This is a genomic window from Pseudescherichia vulneris NBRC 102420 (assembly GCF_000759795.1).
GTDB classification, from domain to species: Bacteria; Pseudomonadota; Gammaproteobacteria; order Enterobacterales; family Enterobacteriaceae; genus Pseudescherichia; species Pseudescherichia vulneris.
The window spans coordinates 1-26481 of the sequence record NZ_BBMZ01000002.1; the positions used below are offsets into that span (position 1 = coordinate 1).

Annotated in this window: 24 protein-coding genes, 1 other RNA gene and 5 pseudogenes; 19 read left to right on the top strand and 11 right to left on the bottom strand. The window is 47.2% G+C overall.

Annotation, left to right across the window (positions count from 1 at the left end; genetic code table 11):
* Positions 1-2511 (bottom strand): BapA prefix-like domain-containing protein (locus EV102420_RS00160; RefSeq protein WP_131405981.1); only part of this gene is annotated, 2511 nt, incomplete at its 3' end.
* A 3-nt stretch (positions 2512-2514) separates the two neighbouring features.
* Between EV102420_RS00160 and EV102420_RS22665 the strand changes: the two genes are divergently transcribed.
* From EV102420_RS22665 to EV102420_RS00165, 3 genes and pseudogenes are all read left to right on the top strand, one after another.
* Complete coding sequence (locus tag EV102420_RS22665; protein WP_255211639.1) at positions 2515-2643, top strand: hypothetical protein; 129 nt, start codon at positions 2515-2517, stop codon at positions 2641-2643.
* Between the two features lie 443 nt (positions 2644-3086).
* Positions 3087-3449, top strand: a transfer-messenger RNA (tmRNA) gene (gene ssrA / locus EV102420_RS20955).
* Positions 3450-3651: 202 nt separating this feature from the next.
* Positions 3652-4242: pseudogene (locus EV102420_RS00165) on the top strand (integrase arm-type DNA-binding domain-containing protein); the annotation flags it as partial.
* A gap of 161 nt (positions 4243-4403) precedes the next feature.
* On the opposite strand, the gene EV102420_RS20960 reads toward EV102420_RS00165, so the two are convergent.
* Positions 4404-4634 carry a helix-turn-helix transcriptional regulator gene (locus EV102420_RS20960; protein ID WP_072015160.1) on the bottom strand — a complete coding sequence of 77 codons (231 nt, stop codon included), beginning with the start codon at positions 4632-4634 and terminating at the stop codon, positions 4404-4406.
* Positions 4635-4734: 100 nt separating this feature from the next.
* Here EV102420_RS20960 and EV102420_RS22225 point away from each other — a divergent pair, with 100 nt between their 5' ends.
* From EV102420_RS22225 to EV102420_RS22230, 3 genes are all read left to right on the top strand, one after another.
* Complete coding sequence (locus tag EV102420_RS22225; protein ID WP_131405982.1) at positions 4735-5085, top strand: hypothetical protein; 351 nt, start codon at positions 4735-4737, stop codon at positions 5083-5085.
* A gap of 531 nt (positions 5086-5616) precedes the next feature.
* A complete protein-coding gene (locus EV102420_RS00175) occupies positions 5617-5931 on the top strand; it encodes a hypothetical protein (protein WP_042387553.1) in 315 nt (104 codons plus the stop codon).
* A gap of 119 nt (positions 5932-6050) precedes the next feature.
* Positions 6051-6359: a hypothetical protein gene (locus tag EV102420_RS22230; RefSeq protein WP_131405983.1), complete on the top strand. Its 309-nt coding sequence runs from the start codon at positions 6051-6053 to the stop codon at positions 6357-6359.
* A gap of 391 nt (positions 6360-6750) precedes the next feature.
* Here EV102420_RS22230 and EV102420_RS00180 read toward each other — a convergent pair whose 3' ends face one another.
* Genes EV102420_RS00180 through EV102420_RS00200 form a run of 5 tightly spaced genes read right to left on the bottom strand, consistent with a single transcriptional unit; the run spans position 6751 to position 13624 of the window.
* On the bottom strand, positions 6751-9366 hold the full coding sequence (locus EV102420_RS00180; RefSeq protein ID WP_042387557.1) for a GAP1-N1 domain-containing protein: 2616 nt from the start codon (positions 9364-9366) through the stop codon (positions 6751-6753).
* Position 9367: 1 nt separating this feature from the next.
* Positions 9368-10210, bottom strand: coding sequence for a TRAFAC clade GTPase domain-containing protein (locus tag EV102420_RS00185; RefSeq protein ID WP_042387560.1), 843 nt, complete (start codon positions 10208-10210; stop codon positions 9368-9370).
* Complete coding sequence (locus tag EV102420_RS00190; protein WP_042387563.1) at positions 10207-11226, bottom strand: TRAFAC clade GTPase domain-containing protein; 1020 nt, start codon at positions 11224-11226, stop codon at positions 10207-10209. The genes EV102420_RS00185 and EV102420_RS00190 overlap by 4 nt, the downstream gene beginning before the upstream one ends.
* Entirely contained in the window at positions 11223-12248 is a 1026-nt protein-coding gene (locus EV102420_RS00195) for a GTPase-associated system all-helical protein GASH (RefSeq protein WP_042387565.1), read from the bottom strand. The genes EV102420_RS00190 and EV102420_RS00195 overlap by 4 nt, the downstream gene beginning before the upstream one ends.
* Positions 12248-13624 carry a metallophosphoesterase gene (locus EV102420_RS00200; protein WP_042388569.1) on the bottom strand — a complete coding sequence of 459 codons (1377 nt, stop codon included), beginning with the start codon at positions 13622-13624 and terminating at the stop codon, positions 12248-12250. The genes EV102420_RS00195 and EV102420_RS00200 overlap by 1 nt, the downstream gene beginning before the upstream one ends.
* A 330-nt stretch (positions 13625-13954) precedes the next feature.
* On the opposite strand from EV102420_RS00200, the pseudogene EV102420_RS00205 reads away from it, so the two are divergent.
* The 6 genes and pseudogenes from EV102420_RS00205 to EV102420_RS00225 all read left to right on the top strand — a co-directional run bounded on the left by EV102420_RS00205 (position 13955) and on the right by EV102420_RS00225 (position 18350).
* Positions 13955-14816: pseudogene (locus EV102420_RS00205) on the top strand (GTPase family protein).
* A 92-nt stretch (positions 14817-14908) separates the two neighbouring features.
* Positions 14909-15568, top strand: a pseudogene (locus EV102420_RS00210) (DUF932 domain-containing protein); the annotation flags it as partial.
* Positions 15543-16627, top strand: a pseudogene (locus tag EV102420_RS22670) (integrase domain-containing protein); the annotation flags it as partial. The pseudogenes EV102420_RS00210 and EV102420_RS22670, both read left to right, overlap by 26 nt.
* 14 nt (positions 16628-16641) lie before the next feature.
* Positions 16642-16828 (top strand): annotated as a pseudogene (locus EV102420_RS20965) (helix-turn-helix domain-containing protein).
* Positions 16829-17205: 377 nt separating this feature from the next.
* Positions 17206-17964: a hypothetical protein gene (locus EV102420_RS00220; RefSeq protein ID WP_042387568.1), complete on the top strand. Its 759-nt coding sequence runs from the start codon at positions 17206-17208 to the stop codon at positions 17962-17964.
* Positions 17964-18350, top strand: a complete 387-nt coding sequence (locus EV102420_RS00225; RefSeq protein WP_042387572.1) for a DUF7079 family protein — start codon at positions 17964-17966, stop codon at positions 18348-18350. The genes EV102420_RS00220 and EV102420_RS00225 overlap by 1 nt, the downstream gene beginning before the upstream one ends.
* Before the next feature lie 47 nt (positions 18351-18397).
* Here the strand turns inward: EV102420_RS00225 and EV102420_RS00230 are convergent, their stop codons facing one another.
* Together EV102420_RS00230 and EV102420_RS00235 are read right to left on the bottom strand one after the other, a co-directional pair.
* Positions 18398-19297 carry a LysR family transcriptional regulator gene (locus tag EV102420_RS00230; protein ID WP_042387574.1) on the bottom strand — a complete coding sequence of 300 codons (900 nt, stop codon included), beginning with the start codon at positions 19295-19297 and terminating at the stop codon, positions 18398-18400.
* Positions 19298-19330: 33 nt separating this feature from the next.
* Positions 19331-20233 carry a LysR family transcriptional regulator gene (locus EV102420_RS00235; RefSeq protein WP_042387577.1) on the bottom strand — a complete coding sequence of 301 codons (903 nt, stop codon included), beginning with the start codon at positions 20231-20233 and terminating at the stop codon, positions 19331-19333.
* A gap of 227 nt (positions 20234-20460) precedes the next feature.
* On the opposite strand from EV102420_RS00235, the gene EV102420_RS22650 reads away from it, so the two are divergent.
* From EV102420_RS22650 to EV102420_RS00255, 4 genes are all read left to right on the top strand, one after another.
* Positions 20461-20715 (top strand): alpha/beta hydrolase, encoded by a 255-nt coding sequence (locus EV102420_RS22650; protein WP_042387580.1) that lies wholly within the window; start codon positions 20461-20463, stop codon positions 20713-20715.
* 110 nt (positions 20716-20825) lie between these two features.
* On the top strand, positions 20826-21590 hold the full coding sequence (locus tag EV102420_RS00245; RefSeq protein ID WP_042387582.1) for an SDR family NAD(P)-dependent oxidoreductase: 765 nt from the start codon (positions 20826-20828) through the stop codon (positions 21588-21590).
* Positions 21591-22072: 482 nt separating this feature from the next.
* Entirely contained in the window at positions 22073-22717 is a 645-nt protein-coding gene (locus EV102420_RS00250; protein ID WP_042387585.1) for a helix-turn-helix domain-containing protein, read from the top strand.
* 110 nt (positions 22718-22827) lie between these two features.
* The gene (locus EV102420_RS00255) at positions 22828-24240 is read left to right on the top strand and encodes a DNA cytosine methyltransferase (RefSeq protein WP_042387588.1); all 1413 of its coding nucleotides are present in this window, start codon (positions 22828-22830) and stop codon (positions 24238-24240) included.
* Positions 24241-24282: 42 nt separating this feature from the next.
* Here the strand turns inward: EV102420_RS00255 and EV102420_RS20970 are convergent, their stop codons facing one another.
* Positions 24283-24441 (bottom strand): YqaE/Pmp3 family membrane protein, encoded by a 159-nt coding sequence (locus tag EV102420_RS20970; RefSeq protein ID WP_042387589.1) that lies wholly within the window; start codon positions 24439-24441, stop codon positions 24283-24285.
* Between the two features lie 239 nt (positions 24442-24680).
* Between EV102420_RS20970 and EV102420_RS00265 the strand changes: the two genes are divergently transcribed.
* Positions 24681-24860, top strand: a complete 180-nt coding sequence (locus EV102420_RS00265) for a GDFGVC terminal motif YodC-like protein (RefSeq protein WP_042387590.1) — start codon at positions 24681-24683, stop codon at positions 24858-24860.
* Between the two features lie 294 nt (positions 24861-25154).
* Entirely contained in the window at positions 25155-25604 is a 450-nt protein-coding gene (gene alaE, locus EV102420_RS00270; RefSeq protein ID WP_042387592.1) for an L-alanine exporter AlaE, read from the top strand.
* 12 nt (positions 25605-25616) lie between these two features.
* Here alaE and EV102420_RS00275 read toward each other — a convergent pair whose 3' ends face one another.
* Positions 25617-25961 (bottom strand): DUF2002 family protein, encoded by a 345-nt coding sequence (locus tag EV102420_RS00275; RefSeq protein ID WP_042387593.1) that lies wholly within the window; start codon positions 25959-25961, stop codon positions 25617-25619.
* A gap of 161 nt (positions 25962-26122) precedes the next feature.
* Between EV102420_RS00275 and EV102420_RS00280 the strand changes: the two genes are divergently transcribed.
* The gene (locus EV102420_RS00280; protein WP_042387595.1) at positions 26123-26449 is read left to right on the top strand and encodes a DUF883 family protein; all 327 of its coding nucleotides are present in this window, start codon (positions 26123-26125) and stop codon (positions 26447-26449) included.
* The last annotated feature ends 32 nt before the right edge of the window (positions 26450-26481 follow it).

Genomic DNA, 26481 nt, shown 5'->3' on the forward strand with positions numbered 1-26481 from the left:
ATCGGCTGCCGGAAGCGACAGCTGCCAGTTACCATCCGTCCCGACAATAGCGGTGTAGGTTTTGCCGTTCAGAGTGACCGTCACCGGCTGGCCGCGTTCAGCGACCGAGCTGATGCCGCTCAGAATCTGCTCCTGGCCCAGCTCCTGGCCGTTGAGTTTGCCGTCCGCCGTCAGCGGCAGCAGGCTGAGCGCGGGCAGAGTGGTATCTACCTGCGCGGTGCTGGTGAGCGGCGCGCTGTTGCCTGCGGCATCAATCGCATTGACGTTGATGGTCAGCAGCCCGTCCGGGATGGTCTGCATATCGCTGGCGGGAACGATCGCGCGCCAGTTGCCGTCGCCGTCTACCAGCGCCTGATAGGTTTTCCCTGCCAGCTGCACGCTTACGCTCTGCCCGCTGCCGGAGACGCCGGTGTTACCGCTCAACACCTGATCCAGCCCTTTTTCCACGCTGTTAAGGTAGCCATCACCAAACGGTGCATCGATGGTCGGAATAGGCAGATAGTGGATCTGCACATTCAGCGTGTGGGTGTCGCCTGCGGCCTGGGCTCCCTGAGTAACAACCGCTTCTACGATGTTTGGACCGTCCGGCAGCAGCAGCAGATCGGCAGAAGGGATCTGTACGCTCCAGTTCCCTGCGGCATCGATAGCGGTAACGGCATACTCTTTGCCGTTAAAGAAAACAACGATACTGACGTCCGGCCCGGTCACCGTGGTTACGCCACGCACCTCCAGCGGACTCTGCGCCTCGTTGGCATTCAGGTAGTCATCGGTTGAGAGAATAGCGATGGCGATGCCGTTCTGGCTACCATCGACGTTAATGGTTTCGGTACGCACTACCGGCGTGCCGTTAGCATCGTTTACCGAGACGGTAAGGGAATTATCGCCCTGCGCCAGGGAGGCGAGATCGCCTGCTGGCAGGGTGGTTTTCCAGCTGCCGTCGCCCATCACCTGCGCATAGTAGGTTTTGGTTCCCAGCGTAATCGTCACTACCTGCCCCGCCGGGATATTCACGGTTTGGCCGGAGAGCGTCTGGTTCAATTGCAGCTCGGCGGTATTGAGGACGTTATCTCCCGTTACTGGATCGACAATCACCTGTGGACTGGTGAAGTTAGTAGTGAAGTCAGCCTGCCCGGTCGTCACGTTGCCCGCCAGGTCGACGATCTGATACTCCACGGTATAGGGCTGGCCATCCTGCAGCTGCTGGATATCGGCCTGGGGGATGCTTAGTTGCCAGCGGCCAAGGCTATCTACCGCAGTGGTGTAGCTTTTACCGTTTAGCGTTACCGTGACTGTGCTGCCCTGATCTTCGCTGCTGGAGAAGCCGCGAACGATCTTGTCTGAATTCAGTTGAGAGACATCAAGCGTATTGTTTGGTACGAAGGGGGTCATCTGGAGCACGGGCGGGACGGTATCCACCATGAGCTCCATCGAGGTAGTTACGGTACGCCCTTCACTGTCCGTCAGCACGACTCTCAGCAGGCGCAGCCCCTGCGGCAGTGACTGAAGAATGTCAGCCGGCATATCAATGTTCCATGTGCCGTCGCTATTGACCTGGGTGGTCCAGGTATATTGTTCGACAGTAACGACAATCGGGCTGCCAGCGTTAACGGCTTCTGTGCTGCCGCTTAATACTTGGGTAGCGCTGACCTCTTGCAGGTTCAGTATATTATCGCCCGTAAGCGGGGCAACCGAGAGCGTAGAAACCGGTGGTGTAGTCTCACCGCCATCGTCCGGCGGTGTCGTTCCACCATCGTCAGGCGGCGTCGTTCCTCCATCGTCTGGCGGTGTAGTCCCGCCATCATCCGGTGGCGTAGTCCCGCCATCTTCCGGCGGCGTGGTTCCGCCCTCATCCGGCGGAGTGGTTCCGCCCTCATCCGGCGGCGTGCTTCCACCCTCATCCGGCGGCGTGCTTCCACCCTCATCCGGCGGCGTGCTTCCACCCTCGTCTGGTGGCGTGGTTCCACCATTATCCGGCGGCGTTCCATCAATAGGTGGCAGGACGCCATTATCCTCGGCCTCCTGGCGACTGCTGCCGCTACCGCCGCCGCCCGCTGCGGCTGCAATACCAACAATACCCCCGACTGCGGCTATCCCGCCCAATACGGCTAATGCAGAGATCCCACCTGCGCCAACAAGAGAATCGACAGAGGCTTCAGAGAGTGCCGGTACGATTGCTTCCGCGGTAGCGGGCGCAGCGGACTCGGCAAAGGGGAAGACGGCGTGGTGGGTGCCCAGGTCGTCTTCAAAAATCAGTTCGCTATGTAAGCCATTCTCATCAAGCACAAAAAAGCGCTGGTAGCGCACCGTCGTACCGTCGTTCATATGGACGATCAGGTCATTGCCTTCACGCTGATAGTAATTAACGGACTCCGGGGAGGCATTAATACGAACGATGCTGGTCTGCATCAGATTAACCACGCGGTCAGCACTCTGGCCATATTGATTAACGACATCACCAGTTCTTTGATTTATAATATCCACTGACCCAGCAGGGCTAATTTGGGGAGCCATATAATGTCCTCTCGCTATTTAGAACGCTTTTTTGTGCATGTGCCAGACTTATTTTTGGCAGAGGAAGAGCGCTACCGAAATAAAATGGCAGAAATGAATCATCTTGGTAATAACTGGGCCGTAGATCTATAAGTTATTGTTTTTCAATGAATTGATACCTCTTGCATAACTTCGACGCAGAATTGATCTCATTAAAATATATAATCAATAGTCTGAAATTAGGCAAACTCCCAAGTCACAAATTTTCACATTTTTTTAAATACAGAATATATTGTTAACAAATTCGTTAATATTTAAGCGACGCTTAAATAGTGCGTATAGTGAATAGATGATTTTTTAATTATTAACATTAAGCGAAGCGGCGATATTGCGATATATCATATATGAGAAATATTGAATATATTCTCTCAGGCTTTATATTCTGAATAAAAGCGGCTTAACGCTGACAACGGAGCATCTCAGGCCTGAGGAATAGGGCCTGTTCATACTTTAACCAACTGAAGGTCATACGGATGTTGTAGTGATATGGACTGGTGCGTTGGTGGCAAAACCTGTTATACTGTAGTCAACACATTGGGGCTGATTCTGGATTCGACGGGATTTGCGAAACCCAAGGTGCATGCCGAGGGGAGGTTTGCCTCGTTAAAAGCCTCAAAAAAATAGTCGCAAACGACGAAAACTACGCTTTAGCAGCTTAATAACCTGCTTCGAGCCCTCTCTCCCTAGCCTCCGCTCTTAGGACGGGGATCAAGAGAGGTCAAACCCAAAAGAGATCGCGCGGATGCCCTGCCTGGGGTTGAAGCGTTAAAACTAATCAGGCTAGTTTGTTAGTGGCGTGTCTGTCCGCAGCTGGCAAGCGAATGTAAAGACTGACTAAGCATGTAGTGCCGAGGATGTAGGAATTTCGGACGCGGGTTCAACTCCCGCCAGCTCCACCAAAATTCTTTGTCGATGGTCACCAGAGCCTGAGACGAAGTCCTGAAAGCCCGTAAGGCGTGAGCCTGGCGGGCTTTTTTGTGCCCTCAATTTGTCCCGCGAAGTCCGAAGCCAACTAAATAAATCAAAACCTTTTAGGCCTACTGAGAGGCCCAACGAAAAGCTCTATTGTTTTCGTTGGGCCTAAACGCATGGAGACTCCCCATGGCAAGAAAAACCAAGCCGTTAACCGATACGGAAATCAAAGCCGCCAAACCTAAAGATGCCGATTACCAGCTGTATGAGGGTGACGGGCTTACTCTGTTAATCAAGTCCAGTGGTAGTAAGCTCTGGCAGTTCCGTTATTATCGACCTCTGACAAAGCAGCGAACCAAGCAGAGCTTCGGTGCCTACCCTGCCGTCTCACTTTCTGATGCGCGTAAACTCAGAGCTGAATCTCGAGTTTTGTTGGCGAAAGACATTGATCCTTAGGAACATCAGAAAGAGCAGGTTAGAAATTCTCAAGAAGCCAAAACCAACACTTTTCTGTTAGTAGCCGAACGATGGTGGAATGTGAAGAAAGCCAGCGTGACGGTGGATTATGCCGACGATATCTGGCGCTCACTTGAGAGAGATATTTTTCCAGCAATCGGTGATATCAGTGTCACTGAGATTAAGGCTCATACTCTGGTTAAAGCAGTACAGCCGGTTCAGGCCAGAGGTGCATTAGAGACTGTTCGCCGCCTTTGTCAGCGTATTAACGAAGTCATGATTTATGCGCAGAACACAGGCCTGATTGATGCTGTTCCCAGCGTAAAGACGATAATCTCAACAGCCACGCCTGTGCTATAGTGTAGGTACAAAACCCATCGCTTGATGTGGCGAGGTAATCGATAAAATCTCAGATTAAGCTCTTGATTAATTTTGTTTTTACTCATTTTCTTCATGGCATTATCCTTTGTTTTTTTGCAAAAAAATTAAACTGTCCGGGAAGCGATCCACTCGTCTACTGAGGTAGAGCGCCAGCCTACAAATACAGCCCCAAGCCGGATAGGTTTAGGAAAATCAGCATCGTAATACCGGGATTTTAGGTTCAATTTTTCGTAGATACTGGATCGGGATATACCCAGGAGCGTCGTTAACTCAGCCATACGCAGAATGCGCAAAGGCTGGTTAGAATGGTTTGTTTGTTCACATGGTTTTAACATTTTTAGTTCCCCTTATCGCAAGTCTTCGTCAGCGCTCAAACACTCTCATATCATCTGAGATACTGTCCGCGTCAAAAAACGGAAACCAACCGGAGGGAACGTGGGGACTCATGCTTTTGCTGATATGATGTATCGTCTTTACCAGTGCTTTGGCCTGTTTGAAAAGGATGACGAACGGCGTGAAGTGCGTGGAAACAGCATTTTTTCCTTTCATCAGAATTTTTTTGATCAAGGCTATAACGATATAATAAGAATAATTGACATCAATGAAGTCTTCTGCCTCGAAGAAAGGCGAGAAGTTTTTTACAAATACGAGCAACTATTTAACGCGATAATGCATATTCCTGTTTTTTCTTATCTGGACAATCACCAAATCGCAAAACGATATCTTCAGCTCGCATTGCCCCCCCATAGTGGCATTAGACATTTACGATTCCCTTCCCCCCAATGATGAAATGCATTTCTATTACCATCTTCATTTTTTTTAATCAGCACACATTATCCACACGAAAGCGTTGATACAAGAAAGATTTATGCTGGAGTGAAAGAATATTTACGGGTATATATTCGCACGCTTGAGTTTCACTACACTGATCATCTGGCTTCACTTATTGATTTCATTAACGGCATTAAAGAAAAGAGTGGGTAGAAGGGAGCCACTATAGAAAGAGTAATAAAAGATTGCCGTACAGAGTATGATGCAAGCTACATTCCTGAAAAGGATATAAAACTCAATTTACTGAATTTAAATAAAATTGAAAATGCTTATCTCTCGCTTAACGTACTGCTTGCATTTGAACGCAAGACCTCTGCTGTCACCGCGATATCAATGCATTACCGAAATACTATGAGAAATGGCATTAATTGCAAAAGTAGTTATGGCATTCTATGTCGATATCTCTATTCCAGAGGATACGATGAACAATTGTTACCCTATATTACACTCGCCTTGTATAACGAGGCAGTCCGACCGGTTTCGGTAATGATAGAGGAGAAACCGTATCGCTATGCTCACGAATTAAAATGGCTTATTTTTAACACCAGAAAAAACACAAAATACTCCAAATGGGATTTAGCCGAAATGGCATCTTGTTTCGATACTGCAGTTAATTCGGAAGTCCTAATACCCTACTCCCAACTTTTACAAATCATCATTTTTCTCAGTAAGAATAAAACAGATGAAGCATTCCGACTTGTAAACAACGTCCCATTAGGCACCTTACCGATTGGTTACCTTCCCTCAGCCTTTTCAGTTATCAAGCTGGCATTAAAAGTGAAACTGGAAAGAAAAAAATAAGAAATAAAACATTACTGTCTACGATAAACAGTACCTTAGGTAATCAAAGTACTATTACCGAACTTATTGCTATAACTCAGGGAGAAACCGATAGTAATGTTGTATTATGCGCAGATAACATGACGATCATGCGTGCAATAAAAGTGTACAACCACATTATAAGAAAGGTAGGCTATCCATCTGAAGATTCATCATCTGATATCTGTCCACAAGCCATATTCGGCTTGCTTGATGAAATAGAATGTGCACTGGGTAAGCTAAATATTCTTTTCTGCAAAACACATGATAACATTGATAGTAATGAACTGGCAGGGCTTATAGTGAAAAATAGAATACTAACAGCTCATGAATTGAATGAAAACTTAGTTGGCGTACTTGATAAATGCACACTTTATAATTTCCTGAGTAGCATTAATGTTTTTTATTAATTATCTGAGGTGCTCTGGAGAAGAACTAGGACACATCAGAATATTTTCCGGAGTAACAGAAAAACCAAGACGTCTTCGTGAAAAGATATATGAGGCTTTGAGGATTGGTTAATAAAAACGAAGAGCGGGGAGCTTAAGGAGAAGGGAAAAACGACCAAACGTTAATAAAAAGTGCTGACACACTGCGGAAAAGCAAATTACACTTTATGATTTCGCTGCTACAGCTGCTACGTGTAGCAGCTGTAGCAGGGGTCAGAGATAGATGAGTAAATTATTTATTTCAAATAATGAGTCGATCATATGTCAGACCAAGAACAAGTAAAATTTCATTTTCTAATTAAGAAGCAATTTTTCTCCTTTTAGTAAGCACATATATTTTATATATTATTTTCTACTCATGAAGAAACTCAGCAATAATACGTTTCACATGAATTTTCCTATCAGCATCAAGTCGTTCAAGGTCACTCTCCATTTTATATAAATATTTTTCCCCTCCGTAAGATTGCGCCACTCGCTTAAGTATTTTAAATTCTTCATCACATAAACACGCGGTTAGAGCCAGATCTCCCGGGTTCCAGGATGAAGACATAAAAGCATCAACAAGTTCATTTCGAGCAGTCTTACAACGATCCCAATCGAAGAATGAGAAGATATTAAAACGCTCCGAGAAATCATTGGCTGTTGATAATTCTTTATAAATAACGGGGAATAATGCGGATATCATCAATGAAACAGGTTTATGTCGAGCATTAAGCAATGATGGGATGAGGGTGGTCGCCGCATCAATTAGTGCTGAATAGGAAACCTCTTTAGCATCAGACATAAGTTTGGCGCAAGCATTATTAGCATCCTCATTTAAATAACTGACTTGCCTCATACGCAGCATATTCGCTATTTCGTTAACCACATATAATATTTTTTGACGAATCAATGCTTGAGATTTTTCTAGTACAATTACATTTCTACTGGCCAGTTCAGAATTAATCTCTCTCTCTAATGCGTTATAAATAACCCATTTTGGATCAAGATCATGACCAATAATATTTAGCAGCATGGACAAAATCTCTACATCATTCTCAAAACGATTACGTAGACATCTACCTAATGCATATTTTGCTATCAAAAGCTTTTGGTCGTTATTGACTTCTGAAATCACAACCATAACAATCCTGACATATATATTTATAGGAACGATGTCTTGTAATACAGCTCTTTCAAGTATGTCTAGATCATTTTTCGTCAGACGTTCGGCTACACTTTCACTAATCTTGATATTGGATAATAGCTTAACAAATTGTTGCTCATCCGCACGACGGATGACATTCGCTAAAATAATTGATGACGTTTTTTCAGATAAACTTGTTTCGTCAAGCAGCCAAAGCACATCATCTACAGTAGGGTTAATCGTCTGAGCTAGCAATGCCTGAGCCCGTGTAGAACTGTTTTTTGAAATTAATATCTTACGGACCTCTGAAATTCCCCCAATATCTCGAGCACGGTTAATTAGCGCCATACTAATTTTTTTAGACTGAAAATCATTGGTATTTTTCAACCAAACAAGTTCATCTGAAATCCCACTTATATCAAGGCTACTAATGATGGGGAGAGCGACTGGAAGATGACGATCTTCAATCAGCAAAGGAAGCAAAATTACCCCAACTTTAAATGAAAGTGATTTATCTAGCTCTGATAATACAAGTCCAGTGAAATGAATTAATTCATCATCACTAGTAATTTTACCTGCAAGTCCATCGCCTAACAAAACTAAGTTGGCAAATATATTTGCAGGTACGCTTAAAAGTACTTTTTTAACCATTGAACTTGGGCTTTTACCAAGCCCAGATGCGATCCCTGGCACCAAATTATTAATGATATCATCAGAATTAGTTTGGTTTATCAGGTTAATTATACCCTCTGGGTCTTTTTCAGATAAATACATGGCTAGGTTATTAACAGCAATTATACAACCAGCCATGTCACGCCCTATAGTTTTTCTGGTCAATGCGCCTGCAAATTCCCAAGCATCCTTTTCAGGTAGATTATTTTCGACCGTATTAATAACATCAAGTAAGCGCGGTGTTAACAATGCCATAGCATGTTCACCGTTTACCATTCCAGAATTAGCGATATCAAGCAGACCTAAAAATGCTGTCGGTGTTTGTTCCAGCTTATCAAAGAGTTCATCCCAGAGAAGAGCTATACGGAGTACAGAAACATTTTCAGCTTCATTGTTATTTATAAGTTTAAAAGCATTTTTTGACAATAGTCTCGGTGTTGACTCCTCAAAAACACGACGGACGATAACTTTTGTCCATCGATGCCGTGCTGCAGGTAATAAACGCCCGTCTACACGACGCCCTGGCCAGTCGGAAAAGCGAGCTTTTGCGTTAGAAGGCGAAAAAACAAGATCTAAATCACGCCCCATTATCTTTCTGGGAGATAACGCAAACGTTGAAAAGGTGAATTTTTGTCTGATATTTGGCCACAGTGCGACAAGTAAATGTAATGCGATTAGTTCAGGCTTTGGTGCATCAAATATGACTACCGGCTTAGGCTCTTCAAGAAAAAGAGCCTCAAGCAACTCGGATGCATTGAAACCCGTAATGGGTGGAAGTGTTTCCGTTACTAGTTCCTTTTCCTTACACTGGACAAGAACCGCTTCTATTTCAGATGGTAATTCTGAAGAATTAAGCAGCTCAAGAATAGCACTGAGCGGAGGTGTATTAGCCCATACATTGGCATCAACTAGTAAACTTTTAGTTCTAACACAACCAGCTCTAGGAACACTATGATCCTGCCAAGTTCTTGCAATTACATAATAGGTTCCGCTGGGTAGCGGATAAGCCGTTAGATAAGGTACGAATTGTTCTTTTGGACGTAGGGGGCCAGCTACATCGGAGAGACGATCCACCGTTGCCTGATCTTCTTTAGAAAGCAATGTAGAAGATGCCAGAAGTTGATGACCTTTACGGTATCCGTGTATCTGTATATTAATGGTGGTAACCATTTTAAAGCCCCACTGCCCATTCTATTGGTATCGTAATATCAAATATTTTCTGCCATTTCTGTCCATCATATACTGCAGTCCACCCCTGATCATTTGGACCTTCATCCAAAAATTTAATTCGGTATTCAGGATCATTTTTTAAATCGCCACCGATAGAGCTCAAACCAAAAACTTTAACATCAAGTTCGGTCAGGTCTGCTATTCTTCCCGCAACTAAAGGATATTCCTTTTCAAGATAGGCTATAGGCCCTTGTTCGAACTTGTCAGGATCGACACGATCCCAAGCAGCAACAACAACTGAAAGACGTGGGCGCCCGCCATCTTCGCGCCTAGCTAGAGAGTCTTCAAGAAAATGGATTAACTCGCACAACATAACTTGTGTAGGGAGCCCTTGGTCTTCCTCATTCCCCACCCTTTCAAGCATGTTCCTAGCTGTCACCCAATCTAATGGTCGAACGTCTTGATCAGAATCCACTCTGACAAAAAGCAACGCAGCGTCTGCTTGTTTTAGTTCATCCATCCAGTCTGAAGAAATTTCGTTCTCAATAACAGCATTGCGCCAAAGTTCTCCAGAAATATCAGGCACAATGACCTTTGATCTAGGTCCATCTTTAGTTGCGGCAACGACAACTTCAAAGTTACGTCGTATGTCGCTTAGTTCAGTACGTGGTGCGAAACTTCCCTGGAAGATGTGGTCAGCGACAGATAGCACAAAAGCAATATCTGGAGGTTGTTCTGCAGCATGTAATGCTCCCTTCCCATGATCCAATGCAAGCCACAGGGGCCCGATATAATTGGTCTTCCCCGAGTCTGGACCACCAAGCAATACTATTGATCGGCTCATATGCTTCTCCGATAGTTCAGATATTCACGTTTACTAGTCCCCTGCTCAGATGATTTCCAAAATATCAACGGCCGAGGAGGAGTAGTAACAGTAATGTTAATCAATTCTGCAATACCAAACCCTGCGGGAACCGTTTCTAACTGATCTGAGAATGGAGCAACCTCAACTATCTCGGCATTCGCTCCACGCCGATTTAACTCGTGTTGCATACGAGAGGAGATGTTTTCATCAACAGTGTATGAATCACGATGGGTAACTACGATTAAGAGCCGGGGAATATTGCCGCCGAACATTGTATGCAGTCGACCAGCAAGTTGTCCTAAACGAGCAATTGTGCCATGGCGCTTCTCTGGATCTTTGAGAGCACGGCCATCGATAACAATCCAGATAGTTTCCGCTGACTTTAGAAAATCTAGCCGTTCATATTGTGAATTAAAAATAAGGGCTTGTGTCCACTCACCAGGTATGTCGGGAAGGGCAAAATCTACCTTACGTCCATCGGATAATCTTTTTAGTTTAAGATGTAAAAAACCCGGACTGCGTTCATCTGTCAACTCCGTGTGAACCGTCATCTGCTCCGGAACCTGACCGTTATTCCATTCCCGAGCTCCTCGTGCAATCTCTTCAAAAGCCGTTAGGCTTCGACTATCAGCAAAGGACCAACCATCAAGTTTGGCATGTGATAGAAGAAGATAAAGGCTTGCTAAGCAGGCTGTTTTCCCCGATTCTGGATCTCCGAGAATACCTACGACATTTACATACCTTTTGCTCATTAAAGCATTGATATCATCCAGTCCAAGAGATTGTTTTGAACCAAATGTGTGGGATTGGGTTGGTTCTGATAGGACTGGGACACCGAGCTGCTCGATTAAGTCATTATAATCTGAAGCCTCAAGCGGTGTTCCTTCATCATCTTCCAGTGGAAGTCGGTTTGAACAAGATGTAGGGACATTTCCGAGAGTACAGATTCCTGTTTCATCGAAGGTACAGCCTTCATGCCTACATGAGCCACTCATATTGTTCCAGCTCCTTGTGACATCATTTTTGCAAATGTTGCTTCTAGCAGAGCTCTTTCCCCCCATTCAGAAACTGAACGTTTTATAGACGAATTTATTTGATCTATCTCACCTGTAGTTAACGCATGAAGGAGAGGGAAAACAGTTGGATGGGCAAGTATATGTTCCGCGGTCAATGCTGCACTGAGTGTCGTTCGTTCATCGCCAATTACAGAGAGTAGTTCTTCTAGATCAAGTTCTGGATTCTGCTCCAATGTACGAAGAACAATCTCACGATGCACCTCACAAGGCAAACGCCGAAGAATCTTGGCAGCTTCAATACCTGCCGTTACAATTCGCACTGGTTCGTCAATCTTTGATAGCTGCTTTTTAAGTAAACGGCTATGACCCAATTGTACCCACCACAAAAAATCGAGTTCCTCTCTATCCAAGACAGCGTTGCGACGTAATGCCTCTATGGTATCTTTGATTGCTTCAGGAAAATTATTCGTAACAATATCGTCCTCAACGGTTATATCCACTTCCGTTGGTTCAGGTACATGAATTCGCTCTCTTGCCTTTTCAGCTGAAACCGCGTAATAATTTGCGGCTTTATCTAAAATCTCTAAACGCAAAATTTCTCGACGCTCATCTGGTAATGCTGGCTGATAAGATAAAGCAGACCATAAAGAAGCAGCATAAATGGCTGGTATAGTCCATCCATTATTACCTACGGCACCACTTAGAATCGAAATCATCGCCATACCACAACAGACACCAACATCAAGAGGTCGTTCATCATAGAGGAAAGCAGGAGCCTTTTTCTGAATGCTGGCTTGGACTTGCTCACCCAACTCCTGTGAAGGGTCTCCGTTACCACCAAGTGCTCCAGCTATATCAGCGGCAAGGGAGACTATACTTGCTACTTTATTCTGTTTACCCCAAAGGGTTGCTAAACTTTTAACGGCAGCCTTTCGTGATTCAACATCATTATCACTAACAGCAACACCGCTGATTCGCATATGACGAGCTAAACTGTCCATTATTTCGCCTCTTCCTTACGGTCACTAATTAATTGATCAATCATGTTCTCAATTCCTTCCAGTTTTCCTTCCCGAACGAGTAAATCCAACAATTTTCGCTCAATTCCTTGATTCATCCGTTCATTAAAATTCTCTGAGAGAGCCCCAAGTTCAACAAGAATTCGTAAACGCTCGCCTTCAAAAAGATCGCGGAAGAAACGAAGCCTGGCAATTTCATAGCTATCTGAAGCAGATACAGAAGGCATACATTTTTTGCCCTCTTTTGAAGACTCTGCCGGTGTTTTTTCTATCCCAGTGGCTAAAGGAGTCGTATTCTCGTCTTCTGTTAGTTTTGGTTGTATTGGTGAAGAGGGCAAAGATAACTGTGGGCGTGGAGCAACACGAAAATTCGGTGAGTTAAGACGATAATTAGGGTCCCTTCCACCTAAGCGCTTATCATCACTTTCAAAACAAGTACGATGCGGATTCCAGGCTCTAGGATGTATGGTTACCGATAGCCCATCGATTTCTTCATCCCAATCAAACTCAATGATGTTATAAGTAAAGGTGTAGACGTCATCGGAATGATAAGGAACTGTTGCGCCAGCTGCGAGCATTAAAACATCACAACCTTGCTCAACACTATCCACAGACACTTTGGGATCATGCTCATGTCCAGAAATGAATACACGAGCACGACTACGTATGTATTGACGAACTTGTTCCTGATCTTTGTACCAACTTAAGGGGTGATGAACAAGAATTACATTTTCAACACCATCATCGCGTGGAATAGTGAATTGCCGCGCTCCTATCATCAATTCCGGATCTTCATCGCGTTCTTCACCATGGCAAAGTAAAGATGAATTGAGCCTTATAAAACGAATAGAGCGACCTGGAGCTAAATTAACTTCCAGCTCAGAGGCAAATACTCCCTCATCATTGAGTGGGCAATTGTAGCCAAAGCTGAAGTTGCCATAGTCTTCGAATCGAGCAAAAAGAGCGGCGCGATCCACTGCATTGTTCATAATTCGTTCATATTCTTGGGGACCACCTTTACGGATATGGTCAAGAATAGCTTTTCCGGATAACGACAGCTTAGAACGATCAAGGTCATGGTTACCCGGTACCATTTGAACACAATGGATTTCTGCCCCTATGCTGGAAGCAAGTTCATCCAACCATTCCCCTGCAGAATCGTATTCAGCCTTTGTCCCCGAATGAGCAATGTCACCTGTAACCAAGATCCCATGTGCTACTCCATTGGCTAAATTTGAAACTACATGTCGTGCATCAGAAATTAGTTGCTGCTTGACATCATCATGTATGTGGACGCGGTCATCACCTTTTTCTTGACCAAAGTGGATATCTGATACATGAACAAATACTGCTGGCATTCTTACCCCCAACATTTCTCATTTTAGATACACAAAAAATCCATAAAAGTATCAATCGCCTAACAAACAAAATACCACTTTGTATTAGTTAATCCCACCGATATTCACGAGATTATACAATGACTTCGAATCTTTGTCCCTTAATCAAATATGGACTGTTCTCACAACTTGGACTGACACCACACAAGGAGACGATCCGGCCCTATACCACTGTTCGGTCCAGAGGATAGCATTGTAAAAATCTTCAAATATATATCATTCAACTGCCCCCCTATTAATGGTAGAACCTAACAGTTCTGCCATTTTGTATGATTTTTCAAAGGAGTAGTGATGAGCAATTCTGAAGGCCTGCAGTCGCTGCAGAAGTCACTTTCCAGGTTGCCTCAATGGGTGTCTGAAAGCATTCTGCACCAAGTAAGCCAGTTAACCACCTACGAGCCATTGATCGGAATTATGGGTAAGACCGGTGCGGGAAAGGGCAATCTGTGCAACGCCCTGTTTACCGGTGATAAATCACCGGTCAGTGATATGGCAGCCTGTACTCGAAAACCGCTGCTGTTTCGCCTACAGCTCGGCAAACGCTTTATGACAATTATGGACCTGCCTAGTGTTGGGGAGTCAGAAATGCGGGATGAGGAATATGCCACGCTGTAACGTGAACAACTTCCCCGGCTCGATTTGGTATTGTGGCTGATTAAGGCCGATGACCGGGCACTGGCGATGGATGAACATTTTTATCATCAGGTGATTGGTGAGACGTATCGACATAAAGTGCTGTTTGTTATCTGCCAATCGGATAAGGTCGAACCCACCAGTGGTGGTGAAAAGCTATCTAAGAGCAGAAACAAAATATCAGTCGCAAATCTGTCTGCTGCATGAGCTGTTTCAGCCGATAAACCCTGTCTGTGCAGTGTCAGTCCGTCTGCAGTGGGGACTACGGGTGATGGCAGAGCGTATGATTCGCTGCCTGCCGCGTGAGGCCAGTAGTCCCGTTGTGGTACAGCTCATTACGTCGCTTCGTACCAATGCCGTTAATAAAAAAGCCTGTGACGATTTTGGTGAAACGGTCGGCTCGGTGTTGGACACAGTATGTCCCATGCCCCTGATACCGTCCCCAATTCGGACAGCCATCCAGTCTGTACGCGACATCGTGGTATCGGTCGCTCGTGCTGTCTGGAATGTCTTCTTCTGAATCGCTCCTTCTAACCCATTGTTTCCTCAGCCCTGTCGCGATTATGCGACAGGGCTTTTTGTTTTTATTCTTCCATAATGAGAAGTCTGCTTATGACCCGTCTGGCTTCGCGCTTTGGCGCAGCAAACCTTATTCGTCGTGACCGTCCGTTAACTCGTGAGGAGCTATTTCGCGTGGTACCCAGTGTTTTTAGCGAAGACAAACATGAATCCCGCAGCGAACGATATACATATATACCCACCATCTCACTTCTCGACAGCTTACAGCGGGAAGGCTTCCAGCCGTTCTTTGCCTGCCAGACCAGTGTTCGTGACCCTGAGCGTCGCGAGCATACAAAGCATATGTTACGTCTGCGTCGGGAGGGGCAAATTACAGGCAAACAAGTGCCGGAAATCATTTTGCTCAATTCCCATGATGGCACCAGCTCGTATCAGATGTTGCCGGGATTATTCCGTGCAGTGTGCCAGAACGGCCTCGTCTGCGGTGAGTCGTTTGGTGAGGTGCGGGTGCCGCACAAAGGTGATGTCGTGAGTCAGGTCGTTGAGGGGGCGCATGAAGTGCTGGGGATTTTTGACCGTGGGGAAGAGAAACGGGATGCCATGCAGTCGCTGATGCTGTCGCCACCTGCACAACAGGCGCTGGCACAGGCTGTACTGACGTACCGTTTCGGAGAGGACCACCAGCCGTTGACAGCACCTCAGATACTTTCCCCACGCCACTGGCAGGATGAGAGCAATGATCTGTGGACCACATAAACCCAAAGAAGCGGACTACGTTCTCTATGATGGTGATGGCCTTGAGCTACTCATCAAATCCAGCGGGAGTAAAATCTGGCAGTTTCGCTACATTCGCCCTGTCACCAAGAAACGTGCGAAGAAGAGCATAGGCCCCTACCCGTCAGTTACGCTTGCCGATGCCAGAAACTATCGCGCAGAGTCTCGTTCTCTTCTGGCGAAACAAATCGACCCTCAGAAACATTAGCAAGAACAACTTCGCAGTTCGCTGGAAGCTAAAACCAATACTTTCCAATTCGTAGCTGAACGTGGTGGAATGTGAAGAAAGCCAGCGTGACAGAGGGCTATGCCGACTATATCTGGCGCTCTCTTGAAAGAGATATCTTTCCTGCAATTGGCGACGTTAGCGTTACAGATATTAAAGCTCACACACTGGTTCAGGCCGTGCAACCGATTCAGGCCAGAGGAGCACCGGAAACCGTTCGTCGCCTGTGCCAACGCATTTATTAGGTCATGATCTATGCCTAAAACACAGGGCTGATTGATGCTGTTCCCAGCGTTAATATCTGTAAAGCCTTCGAGAAGCCTCAGAAAAAGAACATGCCCAGCATTCGACTGGATCAGCTACCTCAACTGATGCAGACAATGCGAACAGCCAGCATTTGCCTTTCCACACGCTGCCTGTTCATGTGGCAACTTCTTACTATTACCCGCCCTGCCGAAGCGGCTGAAGCTCGCTGGGAAGAGGTAGACATAGAAGCGCGAGAGTGGAAGATTCCTGCAGCACGCATGAAAATGAACCGCGACCATACTGTTCCATTGTCAGATGAAGCAATTGCGATACTGGAGATGATGAAGCCATTAAGTGGAAATCAAGAATTTATCTTTCCCAGCCGCATCAAGCAAAACCAGCCGATGAACAGTCAAACCGTTAACGCATCGCTGAAACGCGCAGGTTTTGGTGGGGTGCTCGTTTCACACGGTTTGCGATCTATTGCCAGTACAGCTCTCAACGAGCAAGGTTTTCCGCCTAATGTTATTGAAGCGGCGTTAGCCCATGTGGATAAGAATGAGATTGGCATCCTGTCGACATCATCGTCGCCTTACACAATCACAGCACTAGTCTAGTGAAACTCTCGAGGAAGCGGGACTGGCTTCGTCAACCTTGGCAAATGCCCTGACGCGCCCGTGGCCTAAAGGCAAACGGTTGATTGCCATCGCCATGGAGATCCATCTGTCAGAAACCTGCCGAGCCAATATCTCAACACTGGAAATTAATGCGAACCAAAAAAACCGCTTCATCCTATATCAACAAATGGCAGCTCTGATACATAACGAACCATGCTGTGTACCTATTCGCTACTCAGCCTAAGATGAGTATGGGCATAAAATTTCAAACTTACGCCGATTAGTAAGTAGCAGCATAGCAGGCTCTAAAACTAATGGAGCGGTGAATGGCTGCCGAAAAAGTGACAATAATATAGAAAAATAGCTAACATGAGATAAGCATAAGCGGTAACAATGGCATTGTTATAATGCTTAAAGAAATTCTGAATAGTTGGCTACGTTTCACAAATCGCATAGAGTTTGGTTAACCAATAAACCAAATTTCTATATTCTTAAGAAAATGCATGTTTATCATAGTGAGGTGCTGAATGGGATTCACATACCCTGCCATCGCAGGCGCAATGAAAAATGATCAAAGAGCCTTTTCTGCGGCTCTTGCCTCATTGCAAGGGACGGCCTCAAACTTTGCCACGCATTGTATCCAAGACTCCCGCGTCAGAGAGCAATATTTACGTGATATTCAAAAGATGTCTGCTGAGTTTGTCCATGCAGTTGAAAGCGGGAAGATGACGCCTCGAGAAGCAGCCTCTTTAGCCTCTCAAATGCGTAACGAAATACTGGATCTTTCACGATTAAGAAACAGCCCTGTCGGTAGGGCCTACGCGAAAAAACTAAAGCCGTCTGGACGCACCATGGCTGATTTAACCGAACATTACTCCACAAGAATGTTTCAACAATCTTTTGAGTCCCTTTCTGAAAGGCAACAAGCCACAGTATTTAAGGAAATGATCCAGTCGGCTGGTCGTGACAGGGGCGCAGTATCAGGTATTGCAAAAACACTAGGTGTTGCAGGTAAGCGCGTTCTTTTTGTGTCTTTGGCTATCGCTGCATATGAAATTTATCAGGCAGAAGATAAAACTACCGAAACCCTGCATCAGGGCGCTATAGCTACTGCCGGTATTGCAGGAGGATGGGGAGCCGGTGCTGCGGTAGTAGCAACTGGCGTTTGTGCAGCAACAGCACCACTTTGTATTGGTGTGGCTGCAATTGTAGGTGGCATCTTGGCCTCGGCCGGAACAGACCTCCTGTTTGGAACCATGTATGTTTTACCGCAGGAGAGAAACTAATGCACTTTAACGAAACCGAATTAGCTATCCGCGTCACTGTCTGGTACGCGTTATCTGAGCTTTTCACCGGGCGGGAGCTACAGGACTATGACTACAGATGGATAGCGCAGGAACTTAAGGATTCAGGGCTGAATCGGGAAGAGATCTTTGCCATCCTGGATCAGGAGGTTGCCCCTGCCCTACAAACTAACCTTCTATGCAACCCTACGCCGGTGATGGAGGGTTGGACAAAAAATGATATTAAACGGCTCGTAACTGAGTACGTAAATAAGAAGCCAACTATAATAGAGCGCTTCATCCCTGCAAGCTTGCTGCTGAAACAGCGCCGGAAATACATTCTTAACGAAATAAACAGGCTCGCTGCTGAGATGGATAAAAGTACATAGATCCGAAGAAATCCCGATAATCTGCTCCCTCACTGCTCAATCCCCCGTTACTCCTGCGGGTCATAGCGCAGCGTATCAATAATCAGCGCCAGCGCTGGCAGAAGCTGTTGCTCGCTAGAGTAGAAGATGTGATACCCCTGCTGCATGGGGCACCAATCCTGAAGCACCTTTTGCAGACGCCCGCTCTCCAGCCAGGGGCGAGCGAGGATCTCAGGAACATAGGCCAGCCCATATCCTGCCAGAGCGGCATCCATCGCGGCATAGACCGAATTAAAGATCAGCGGCCCGTCGACACGGCATTGCAGAGCAACATCGCCCCTCTTAAGCTCCCAGGCGTTAATCCCCTCCTTAAGGGAAAACCGCGTATTGATACAGGCGTGTATTGCTAAATCATCAGGCGTCTGAGGGATAACCCGGTCCTGAAGATAGGAAGGCGAAGCAACGATAACGGTTTGCAGATCGGGAGAGATAGGCACTGACGCCATGTTTTTCCCGATCCGGTCGCCCGGCCTGACGCCCGCGTCAAAGCGTTCGGCAACGATATCAGTCAGCGCAGGATCGTTAACTACCTCCAGCTTTACCTCGGGGTATTTCAGCAGCGCATCTGAAAGGCGGGGCCATATGAACGTATTAAACGCAAAATCTGACGCCGTTATCCTGACGCTGCCAGCAATCTTGCTGCCCAGCTCTCGCAGCGAGGCCAGCTCATCAGCGATAGTCGCAAACCGTGGCGACACGCGTTCGAGTAATCGCTCCCCCGCCTCGGTAGGTGAAACGCTGCGGGTAGTCCTGATTAGCAGGCGCAGTCCCAGACGCTCCTCAAGGTTGCGAATGGTGTGGCTCAGCGCCGACTGTGACACTCCTAGCTCCGCAGCCGCTCGGGTAAAACTGCGCGCTCTGGCAACGGTAATGAACGCCACAATATCTCGGTATATTTCATCAGCCATGCTCTGCTCCCCTCTTACGGTGTGAATAAAGCATCACGCCTGTTTTTCCTGATAGCGTAAGGCGTCGACCAGCAGCGTCATCGCCCGGGAATGCTGACGTCGGTTGGGATAATAGAGATGAAAGCCAGGCCAAACCGGGCACCACGTCTGAAGTACTGACACCAGCTCACCAGAATCAAGCCAGGGCTGAACCATATCCAGAGGCAGATAGGCAAGGCCAAAACCTTCCTTCGCCGCTTCAAAAATGTCATAGGCGTTATTACAGATCACCGGGCCGTTAATCCTGACGTCGAAGGTTCGCTGGCCGTCAGTAAACTCCCAGTCGTAGAGGCCGCCATAGGTTGATGTCCGCAACCTGATGCACTGGTGCTGACTAAGTTCGTCCGGCGTCTGGGGAGCGGCATGCCGGGCAAAATAGTCTGCTGAACCGACCACGGTATTTTTAACATCGGGGCCAATCCGCACGGAGATCATATCCTGCGCCAGTTCCATACCAAAGCGTACCCCGGCATCATAGCCTCTGGCGGCGATATCCACGCTGGCATACTCGCTGACAAGCTCAATGGTGATATCGGGATACTGTTTGAGGAAGGGGGAGAGTCTGGGCCATAAAACCGATCGGATGGCGTAATCAATCGCGGTTATACGCAGGGTGCCCGTTGGCTTGTCCCGAAGATCGTTCAATGAATTGAGCTCATTATCGATCTGCGCAAACTCAGGCACGAGGCGATCCACGAGATGCTGCCCGGCCATCGTTAAGGTTACGCTGCGGGTACTGCGTAATAGAAGACGAACGCCAAGACGCTCTTCAAGGCCGCGAATGCTGACGCTCAGCGCAGGCTGCGTAACGCCCAGCTGTGCCGCTGCTCGGGTGAAGCTTCCCGTTTGCGCCACGGCTATCAGCGCGATTAAATCCCCGAAACCTTCCCGTGCCATCTTTACCCTTACTCGCCCACAGCGCATTCAAGTTAGTCATTGTTCTACCAAAATCAGATTAATGAATTTTATTTATGAATGCAAGAAACTGGGCGGTATGGCTTATCGCTTATCTCTCCAGTAAATTAACTGGCAGACGATAATCAGCCGTATTCCAGAATAGATAAAGCCATAGCATGGCTATTAATATTTAATTGCCTGTTAAATACGCCTACCCGGAGGGGATTATGTCATTATTAAAGGCTACACTATTGTACACGTCATTACTTATGGCTAACGCGGCCATTGCTGTGCAAAACCAACCTACCACTGTCGCAAAGGGCATTAATACCATTGCGCGCCAGCAGGCATATAATAATGCTAAACAACCGAAGGAGCTGATGATTATCCCCGGCGCATCACATTTCGATTTATACGATAAGCCGCAGTTTGTTAACCCGGCAGTAGACAAACTCACCGCGTTCTTTGGTAAGAACCTGTAATTACTTCAAGGCGGCTTTAAAAAATCACCAAATAGACTCTTTCGTGATGTCCTTTATGCATCGCGCAGGGAACGTAATTTTAAAATTCAGCAGTAACCGGAGAAATAGATATGAACTACTCATTAGACAAAAAAGTTGCATTGGTTACCGGCGCAGCATCTGGAATTGGTCTGGCTACCGCGCGGGCTTATGCCGCCGCAGGTGCCTCGGTCGTCCTCGCGGATCTTAATACTGACGCGGTACAGGCTGCCGCGAATGATCTCATAGCCGAAGGATATAATGTCAAAGCCGTAACCTGTAACGCAGCTAATTTGGACGAAGTGGAAGCCATGATTCAGGAAACGGTCGCCACCTTTGGTCGCCTGGATATCGCCTTTAATAACGCCGGCATTCAGAATGTCCTGGCTGAGATTGCTGACGCTACGGCTGAAGACTTTGACCGTGTCAACGCCGTGAACCTGCGCGGCGTATGGGGATGCCTGAAATATGAACTTCAGCAGATGCGCAAACAGGGAAGCGGCGTGATTGTTAACTGCTCTTCTATAGGCGGTATTGTGGGTGGCGCAGAACGTGCAAGCTATCATGCCGCCAAGCATGGTGTGTTAGGCCTGACCAAAAGCGCAGCGCTGGAATATGCCGCCCGGAATATTCGCATTAATGCCGTATGCCCTGGGCTAATCTGGACGCCAATGGCGGAACAAATGGCCGCTTCCGGGCAGAAAGAGGCGCTGGATGCGATGGTTAATAGCGTCCCCATGCAGCGTCACGGTCGGGCGGAAGAGATTGCCGATGTGGTGCTCTGGTTATCCAGCGACGCCTCATCCTTTGTCACCGGTCAATCCATCTCTGTCGATGGCGGCTTAACCATGCGTTAATCCACCGTATGGCGGGATATTTATTTACGTATTAATTCACCCAAGAAATAATGTTTCCACTATTTATTGGTCAATATAAATATGTACATGTAAAAATCCCGCCTTCTTTAACTACGCAGGCAAAAACAGCTTTTTTTGTTCAAAAACATACTGTTCTTACGTGACCACTTTCACAAAATATCTTTCCATCATGGCTCTTAACGACATCAATAGACGCTTTGATCCTTGTCCCACCTTACACTCTTTCCCTCTAAAGGTCACCGACTGGCACGCCAGCCCTCGATTCCTACAGGCCTGGCTCAGGCTATTAAGATGTAATGGGATCTGGAAACTCTTCTTACAGATTAAGAAATATTAAAAAATCATCAAAGCATTATTAATACAATATAACCCATTAATTACTGCACATAACCTTTCCTTTCATTTGTTTCAAAAGTTAGTATATCCACCTTCAATATATCCATTAAGGATAAGGAAGAAGAATGGAACTTCATAAAATAAACAAGCCTCTTGAATCGATTAACACTATTTTATCTCACTTTCCTGTTAAACAGCCCTCTCTGCTTGAGCCGGGTCAGACATTACCTATAAAAGTGAAAAATGAAAAAGCCTCGAGAAAAATTTACTTTCTGCTTGATGGAGCACTGATTAGCTCAGTGGGTAAAGACGAAAAAAAACAAAACCTGGGCATTATGATGAGCCCATCAATTATTGGCCTTGGACAACTTGCTCCAGACGGCACTATTGCTCAGCATGAGGCTATTGCCCCCTGTATGATTGACTCAATTAATATTGATGACTTTATAAAGGTTATTGAAGAACAACATCTCTGGCCTGACGTTATTAACGTTATGGTTACCATTATCAACTCGTTAGCGGCACGCACCGCTACGTCCGGGTTACAGTCCGCCTATGAGATTATTAGAAGCTACCTTATCTATATGGACAGTGAAAACGCCTGTGCGATTAAAGAGCGCTATACCGTTGTAAAATATATGCAAACCTTCTCCAGATTATCGAGAAGTATTATTTTGAAAATCCTTTCCGAACTCAAAGCGGGTGGTTTTATTGAGATGGAAAAAGGCAGGCTGGTTCGTATTAACCGAAATCTTCCCGATCGATTCTGAGGTTCTCGCTGAGACGTTTAACCGTTACCCGGCACTATTTAACAAAAAATCTTCGTTCCGCTGGGTCAAATGAGTGATATATTTTCACGCATTAACCCCAAGGAGAGATCATGGCGGAATTTGATGTGATAGCGCAGGATTTGCTTGAGCGCGCGCGTACGCAAGAGGAGCGGCAGCAGTCTCAGGACAGGAAGCTGCTGGATCAGGTGCTGGCCATCTATGGTCAAAAATATGTCGCGGAGCAGCTGCGAAAGCTGGGTAAGAGCGAGTGGAGCCGGGAGACGCTTAACCGCTGGGTGAACGGTAAGAGCGCACCGAAAACCCTGACGGCATTAGAAGCTGAGCTGCTACAAAAAATGCTCCCTTCGCCTCCGGCGCATCATCCCAACTATGCCTTTCGCTTTATCGATCTTTTTGCCGGCATTGGCGGCATTCGTCATGGTTTTGAAGCCATCGGCGGACAGTGCGTGTTCACCAGCGAGTGGAACAAAAACGCGGTTCGTACCTATCAGGCTAACTGGTTTAATGACGAAGCATCACATCGGTTTAACCAGGATATCCGCGAAGTCACCCTCAGCGCGGATAAAGACGTGTCTGAAACCGAGGCCTATGCGCACATCGATGCCGCTATCCCCGACCACGATGTGCTGCTTGCTGGTTTCCCCTGTCAGCCGTTCAGCCTGGCAGGGGTCAGCAAGAAAAACGCCCTCGGCCGCGCGCACGGCTTTGAGTGTGAAGCGCAGGGCACCCTCTTTTTCGACGTGGCGCGAATTATCAAAGCGAAAAAGCCCGCTATCTTCGTGCTGGAAAATGTGAAGAACCTGAAGAGCCACGATAAAGGTAAAACCTTTGCCGTCATTATGGCGACGCTGGATGAGCTGGGCTATGAGGTTGCCGATGCGGCCGCCGTGGGCAAAGACGATCCCAAGGTTATCGATGGTCGACACTTCCTGCCCCAGCACCGGGAGCGCATCGTGCTGGTAGGGTTCAGACGCGATCTGGGCATTCATAATGGCTTTACCCTGCGCGACATATCTCGTTTTTATCCCGAACGCCGCCCTGCCTTTGGCGAGCTCCTGCAGCCGGACGCGGACAGCAAATACATCCTGTCAGAAAAGCTCTGGCACTATCTGTGGCACTACGCCAAAAAACATCAGGCAAAAGGTAACGGCTTTGGCTTCGGTCTGGTGGATCCCACCCGCGCAGAGAGCGTGGCGCGTACGCTGTCGGCCCGCTACTACAAAGACGGTTCGGAGATTTTAATCGACAGGGGATGGGATCGGGCGCTCGGCGAAGCTGATTTCAGCAACGCTGATAACCAGCTGCGGCGGCCCCGGCGCTTAACGCCAAGAGAGTGCGCGCGTCTGATGGGGTTTGAAAAGCCTGGGCAGGCACCGTTTCGAATTCCGGTCTCCGATACCCAGGCTTACCGCCAGTTCGGTAACTCTGTGGTGGTTCCGGTTTTCGCTGCCGTGGCGAAGCTGCTGGAACCCTACATTCTCGACGCGGTTAAAAGACGCTAGCGGCGTGACGGCTACGGGCAGGTCTCCTGCCCGAAAGCGGCATTATGAACGCGACTGTACCCAGAAGGCGTGGATCAGACCCGGGATGTAACCCAGAAGTGTCAGGATGATGTTCAGAATGAACGCCATACCAAAGCCCTTGCCAAGCAGGACGCCCAGCGGGGGCAGAATAATCGTCAGTACAATGCGCCAGAAACCCATAATTACTCCCGTGTAAAATTTATCCAGGTGGCTGTATAAAAAGAGATTTTCTCTTTAAGCGTAGCTATTTTAAGTCACTCTGCCACTTTCGCCCCGCGCTTTTACCCTCTTTTACTTACCCTTAAACTTTGGCTTAATCTCGCTTAAGGTGTTGAACGATAGTTATAATCGATCTTATTTATTTTCTCAGGCTGCTGGCCTGGCCTATAGTGATTGCATCAAAAGAGAGGAGAGACATTATGTTTTCAGTTGGTGATTATGTTCAGCCCCGCATCGGCGGCCAGAAGCTTAAAGTTGTAGAAGTGAATGATGATCAGATTGTTGCCGTACCCGCCAGTAATGAGCAGGGTGAAAAGGTAACCATTAAGGCTGCTGATGTGACTTTGTACAAAGAAGAAGGCAACTTCGGCGTCTGCTAAAAGATACTTCTCCTACGGTGGGCGCTCGCTCACCGTAACGCTTCCCCTCGCCGGTCCTCTCTTTCTAATAACTCATTGATTAATAAAAATTTAACCTAAAAACCCACCAAAAATAACGCAGCGGATGAAAAACAGCCTGCGGCAGAGAATGTTATCGACAAAAGCGTGATAAATAAAAATTTTACGCTAGTTGTACGTTGACAGGCAGAGATATACTCTATGCGCAATCAAAGCAGCATCGCAAAACGCTGTCTAACCTTTCCCTTTTAGTTACTTTTATGCAGGAGCATCAGCATGTTCTCTCCGCAATCTCGCCTGCGTCATGCCATGGCGGACACGTTTGCGATGGTCGTCTACTGTTCTGTCGTGAATATGCTGATTGAAATTTTCCTTTCGGGAATGACGTTCGAGCAGTCTCTCTCCTCGCGGCTGGTCGCCATCCCGGTAAATATCCTCATTGCATGGCCCTATGGCCTCTATCGCGATGCGTTTATGCGCTTCGCCCGAGGGTTCTCCCCTGCTGGCGGGGTTAAAAACCTGGCGGACGTGCTGGCATACGTGACGTTTCAGTCGCCGGTCTACGTGACGATCCTGTTAGTGGTGGGCGCTGACTGGCATCAGATCGCTGCTGCCGTCAGTTCAAATATCGTGGTTTCAATGGTGATGGGCGCCGCCTACGGCTATTTCCTCGATTACTGCCGTCGCCTGTTCCGGGTCAGCAGCTATCATCAGGCCAAAGCCTGATGGCGTGGCGAGTCAGGCCGACTCGCCAAAAAGCCCGGTCAGATAACGCTCCAGCGCCATACGTGAACTAAAACCGTGCGGAATGCCGTAGTGCTCCTGCGCATCGCCGCCTAAGTAGAGCGGAAAGTGCTGATAGTGATCGCTGGTTTTCATATCGGAAGCCGGCTCAGCCAGCGTCTGGCTGCGCTCTTTCAGCGTAGGATGAATAATCAGCGCCGTGCGCCCCATCCGTGCCTCACGGTTCACATACACATAGTTATCTCCGCGACGATAGCCATAGGCCTTTGGCGTCGCGACGTCCATGGTAAATCCCGCCTTCTCAAGAACGCGTGCCACCTCATCGGGTCGTAAGTACATATTTTATCCTCGTCATCGTCTACAGCAGCGCCACCTTACAGTATTGAGCATTAGCAGCGCTTTCGGAAAAGTCCATAAACGCCCCATCAAGTCGTGATTGCCGTCAGAGGTTAAAATTATGCGCTACACTGGTTAATACATCGAAATCAAGGGAGGATCATATGCTTAGAAGACCAAACCGTAGCGACGTAGATGCAGGCGTAGACGATATTAATAATGATGTCAGCCAGCTAGCGGACTCTCTGGAGGCGGTATTGAAGTCCTGGGGAAGCGATGCAAAAGATGATGCAGACGGCGCACGTCGTAAAGCACAGGCGCTGCTGAAACAGACCCGAGCCAAGCTGCATGGCCGCAATCGCGTTACGCAAGCAGCGACCGATGTTGCAGGCTGCGCGGATAGCTTTGTTAAAGACAGGCCATGGTGCAGCGTAGGTGCTGCCGCTGCCGCCGGGATCTTCCTCGGGGCGCTGCTAAGCCTCCGTCGATAATCTCCAACCCCGTGAGCTAACCCTCACGGGGT

Bases quoted from the DNA above. Each gene is read 5' to 3' on its own strand.
- EV102420_RS22665 (WP_255211639.1), top strand. From the start codon at position 2,515: ATGTCCTCTCGCTATTTAGAACGCTTTTTTGTGCATGTGCCAGACTTA.
- EV102420_RS20960 (WP_072015160.1), bottom strand. From the start codon at position 4,634: ATGTTAAAACCATGTGAACAAACAAACCATTCTAACCAGCCTTTGCGC.
- EV102420_RS00175 (WP_042387553.1), top strand. From the start codon at position 5,617: ATGATAGAGGAGAAACCGTATCGCTATGCTCACGAATTAAAATGGCTT.
- EV102420_RS22230 (WP_131405983.1), top strand. From the start codon at position 6,051: ATGACGATCATGCGTGCAATAAAAGTGTACAACCACATTATAAGAAAG.
- EV102420_RS00180 (WP_042387557.1), bottom strand. From the start codon at position 9,366: ATGGTTACCACCATTAATATACAGATACACGGATACCGTAAAGGTCAT.
- EV102420_RS00185 (WP_042387560.1), bottom strand. From the start codon at position 10,210: ATGAGCCGATCAATAGTATTGCTTGGTGGTCCAGACTCGGGGAAGACC.
- EV102420_RS00190 (WP_042387563.1), bottom strand. From the start codon at position 11,226: ATGAGTGGCTCATGTAGGCATGAAGGCTGTACCTTCGATGAAACAGGA.
- EV102420_RS00195 (WP_042387565.1), bottom strand. From the start codon at position 12,248: ATGGACAGTTTAGCTCGTCATATGCGAATCAGCGGTGTTGCTGTTAGT.
- EV102420_RS00200 (WP_042388569.1), bottom strand. From the start codon at position 13,624: ATGCCAGCAGTATTTGTTCATGTATCAGATATCCACTTTGGTCAAGAA.
- EV102420_RS00220 (WP_042387568.1), top strand. From the start codon at position 17,206: ATGGGATTCACATACCCTGCCATCGCAGGCGCAATGAAAAATGATCAA.
- EV102420_RS00225 (WP_042387572.1), top strand. From the start codon at position 17,964: ATGCACTTTAACGAAACCGAATTAGCTATCCGCGTCACTGTCTGGTAC.
- EV102420_RS00230 (WP_042387574.1), bottom strand. From the start codon at position 19,297: ATGGCTGATGAAATATACCGAGATATTGTGGCGTTCATTACCGTTGCC.
- EV102420_RS00235 (WP_042387577.1), bottom strand. From the start codon at position 20,233: ATGGCACGGGAAGGTTTCGGGGATTTAATCGCGCTGATAGCCGTGGCG.
- EV102420_RS22650 (WP_042387580.1), top strand. From the start codon at position 20,461: ATGTCATTATTAAAGGCTACACTATTGTACACGTCATTACTTATGGCT.
- EV102420_RS00245 (WP_042387582.1), top strand. From the start codon at position 20,826: ATGAACTACTCATTAGACAAAAAAGTTGCATTGGTTACCGGCGCAGCA.
- EV102420_RS00250 (WP_042387585.1), top strand. From the start codon at position 22,073: ATGGAACTTCATAAAATAAACAAGCCTCTTGAATCGATTAACACTATT.
- EV102420_RS00255 (WP_042387588.1), top strand. From the start codon at position 22,828: ATGGCGGAATTTGATGTGATAGCGCAGGATTTGCTTGAGCGCGCGCGT.
- EV102420_RS20970 (WP_042387589.1), bottom strand. From the start codon at position 24,441: ATGGGTTTCTGGCGCATTGTACTGACGATTATTCTGCCCCCGCTGGGC.
- EV102420_RS00265 (WP_042387590.1), top strand. From the start codon at position 24,681: ATGTTTTCAGTTGGTGATTATGTTCAGCCCCGCATCGGCGGCCAGAAG.
- alaE (WP_042387592.1), top strand. From the start codon at position 25,155: ATGTTCTCTCCGCAATCTCGCCTGCGTCATGCCATGGCGGACACGTTT.
- EV102420_RS00275 (WP_042387593.1), bottom strand. From the start codon at position 25,961: ATGTACTTACGACCCGATGAGGTGGCACGCGTTCTTGAGAAGGCGGGA.
- EV102420_RS00280 (WP_042387595.1), top strand. From the start codon at position 26,123: ATGCTTAGAAGACCAAACCGTAGCGACGTAGATGCAGGCGTAGACGAT.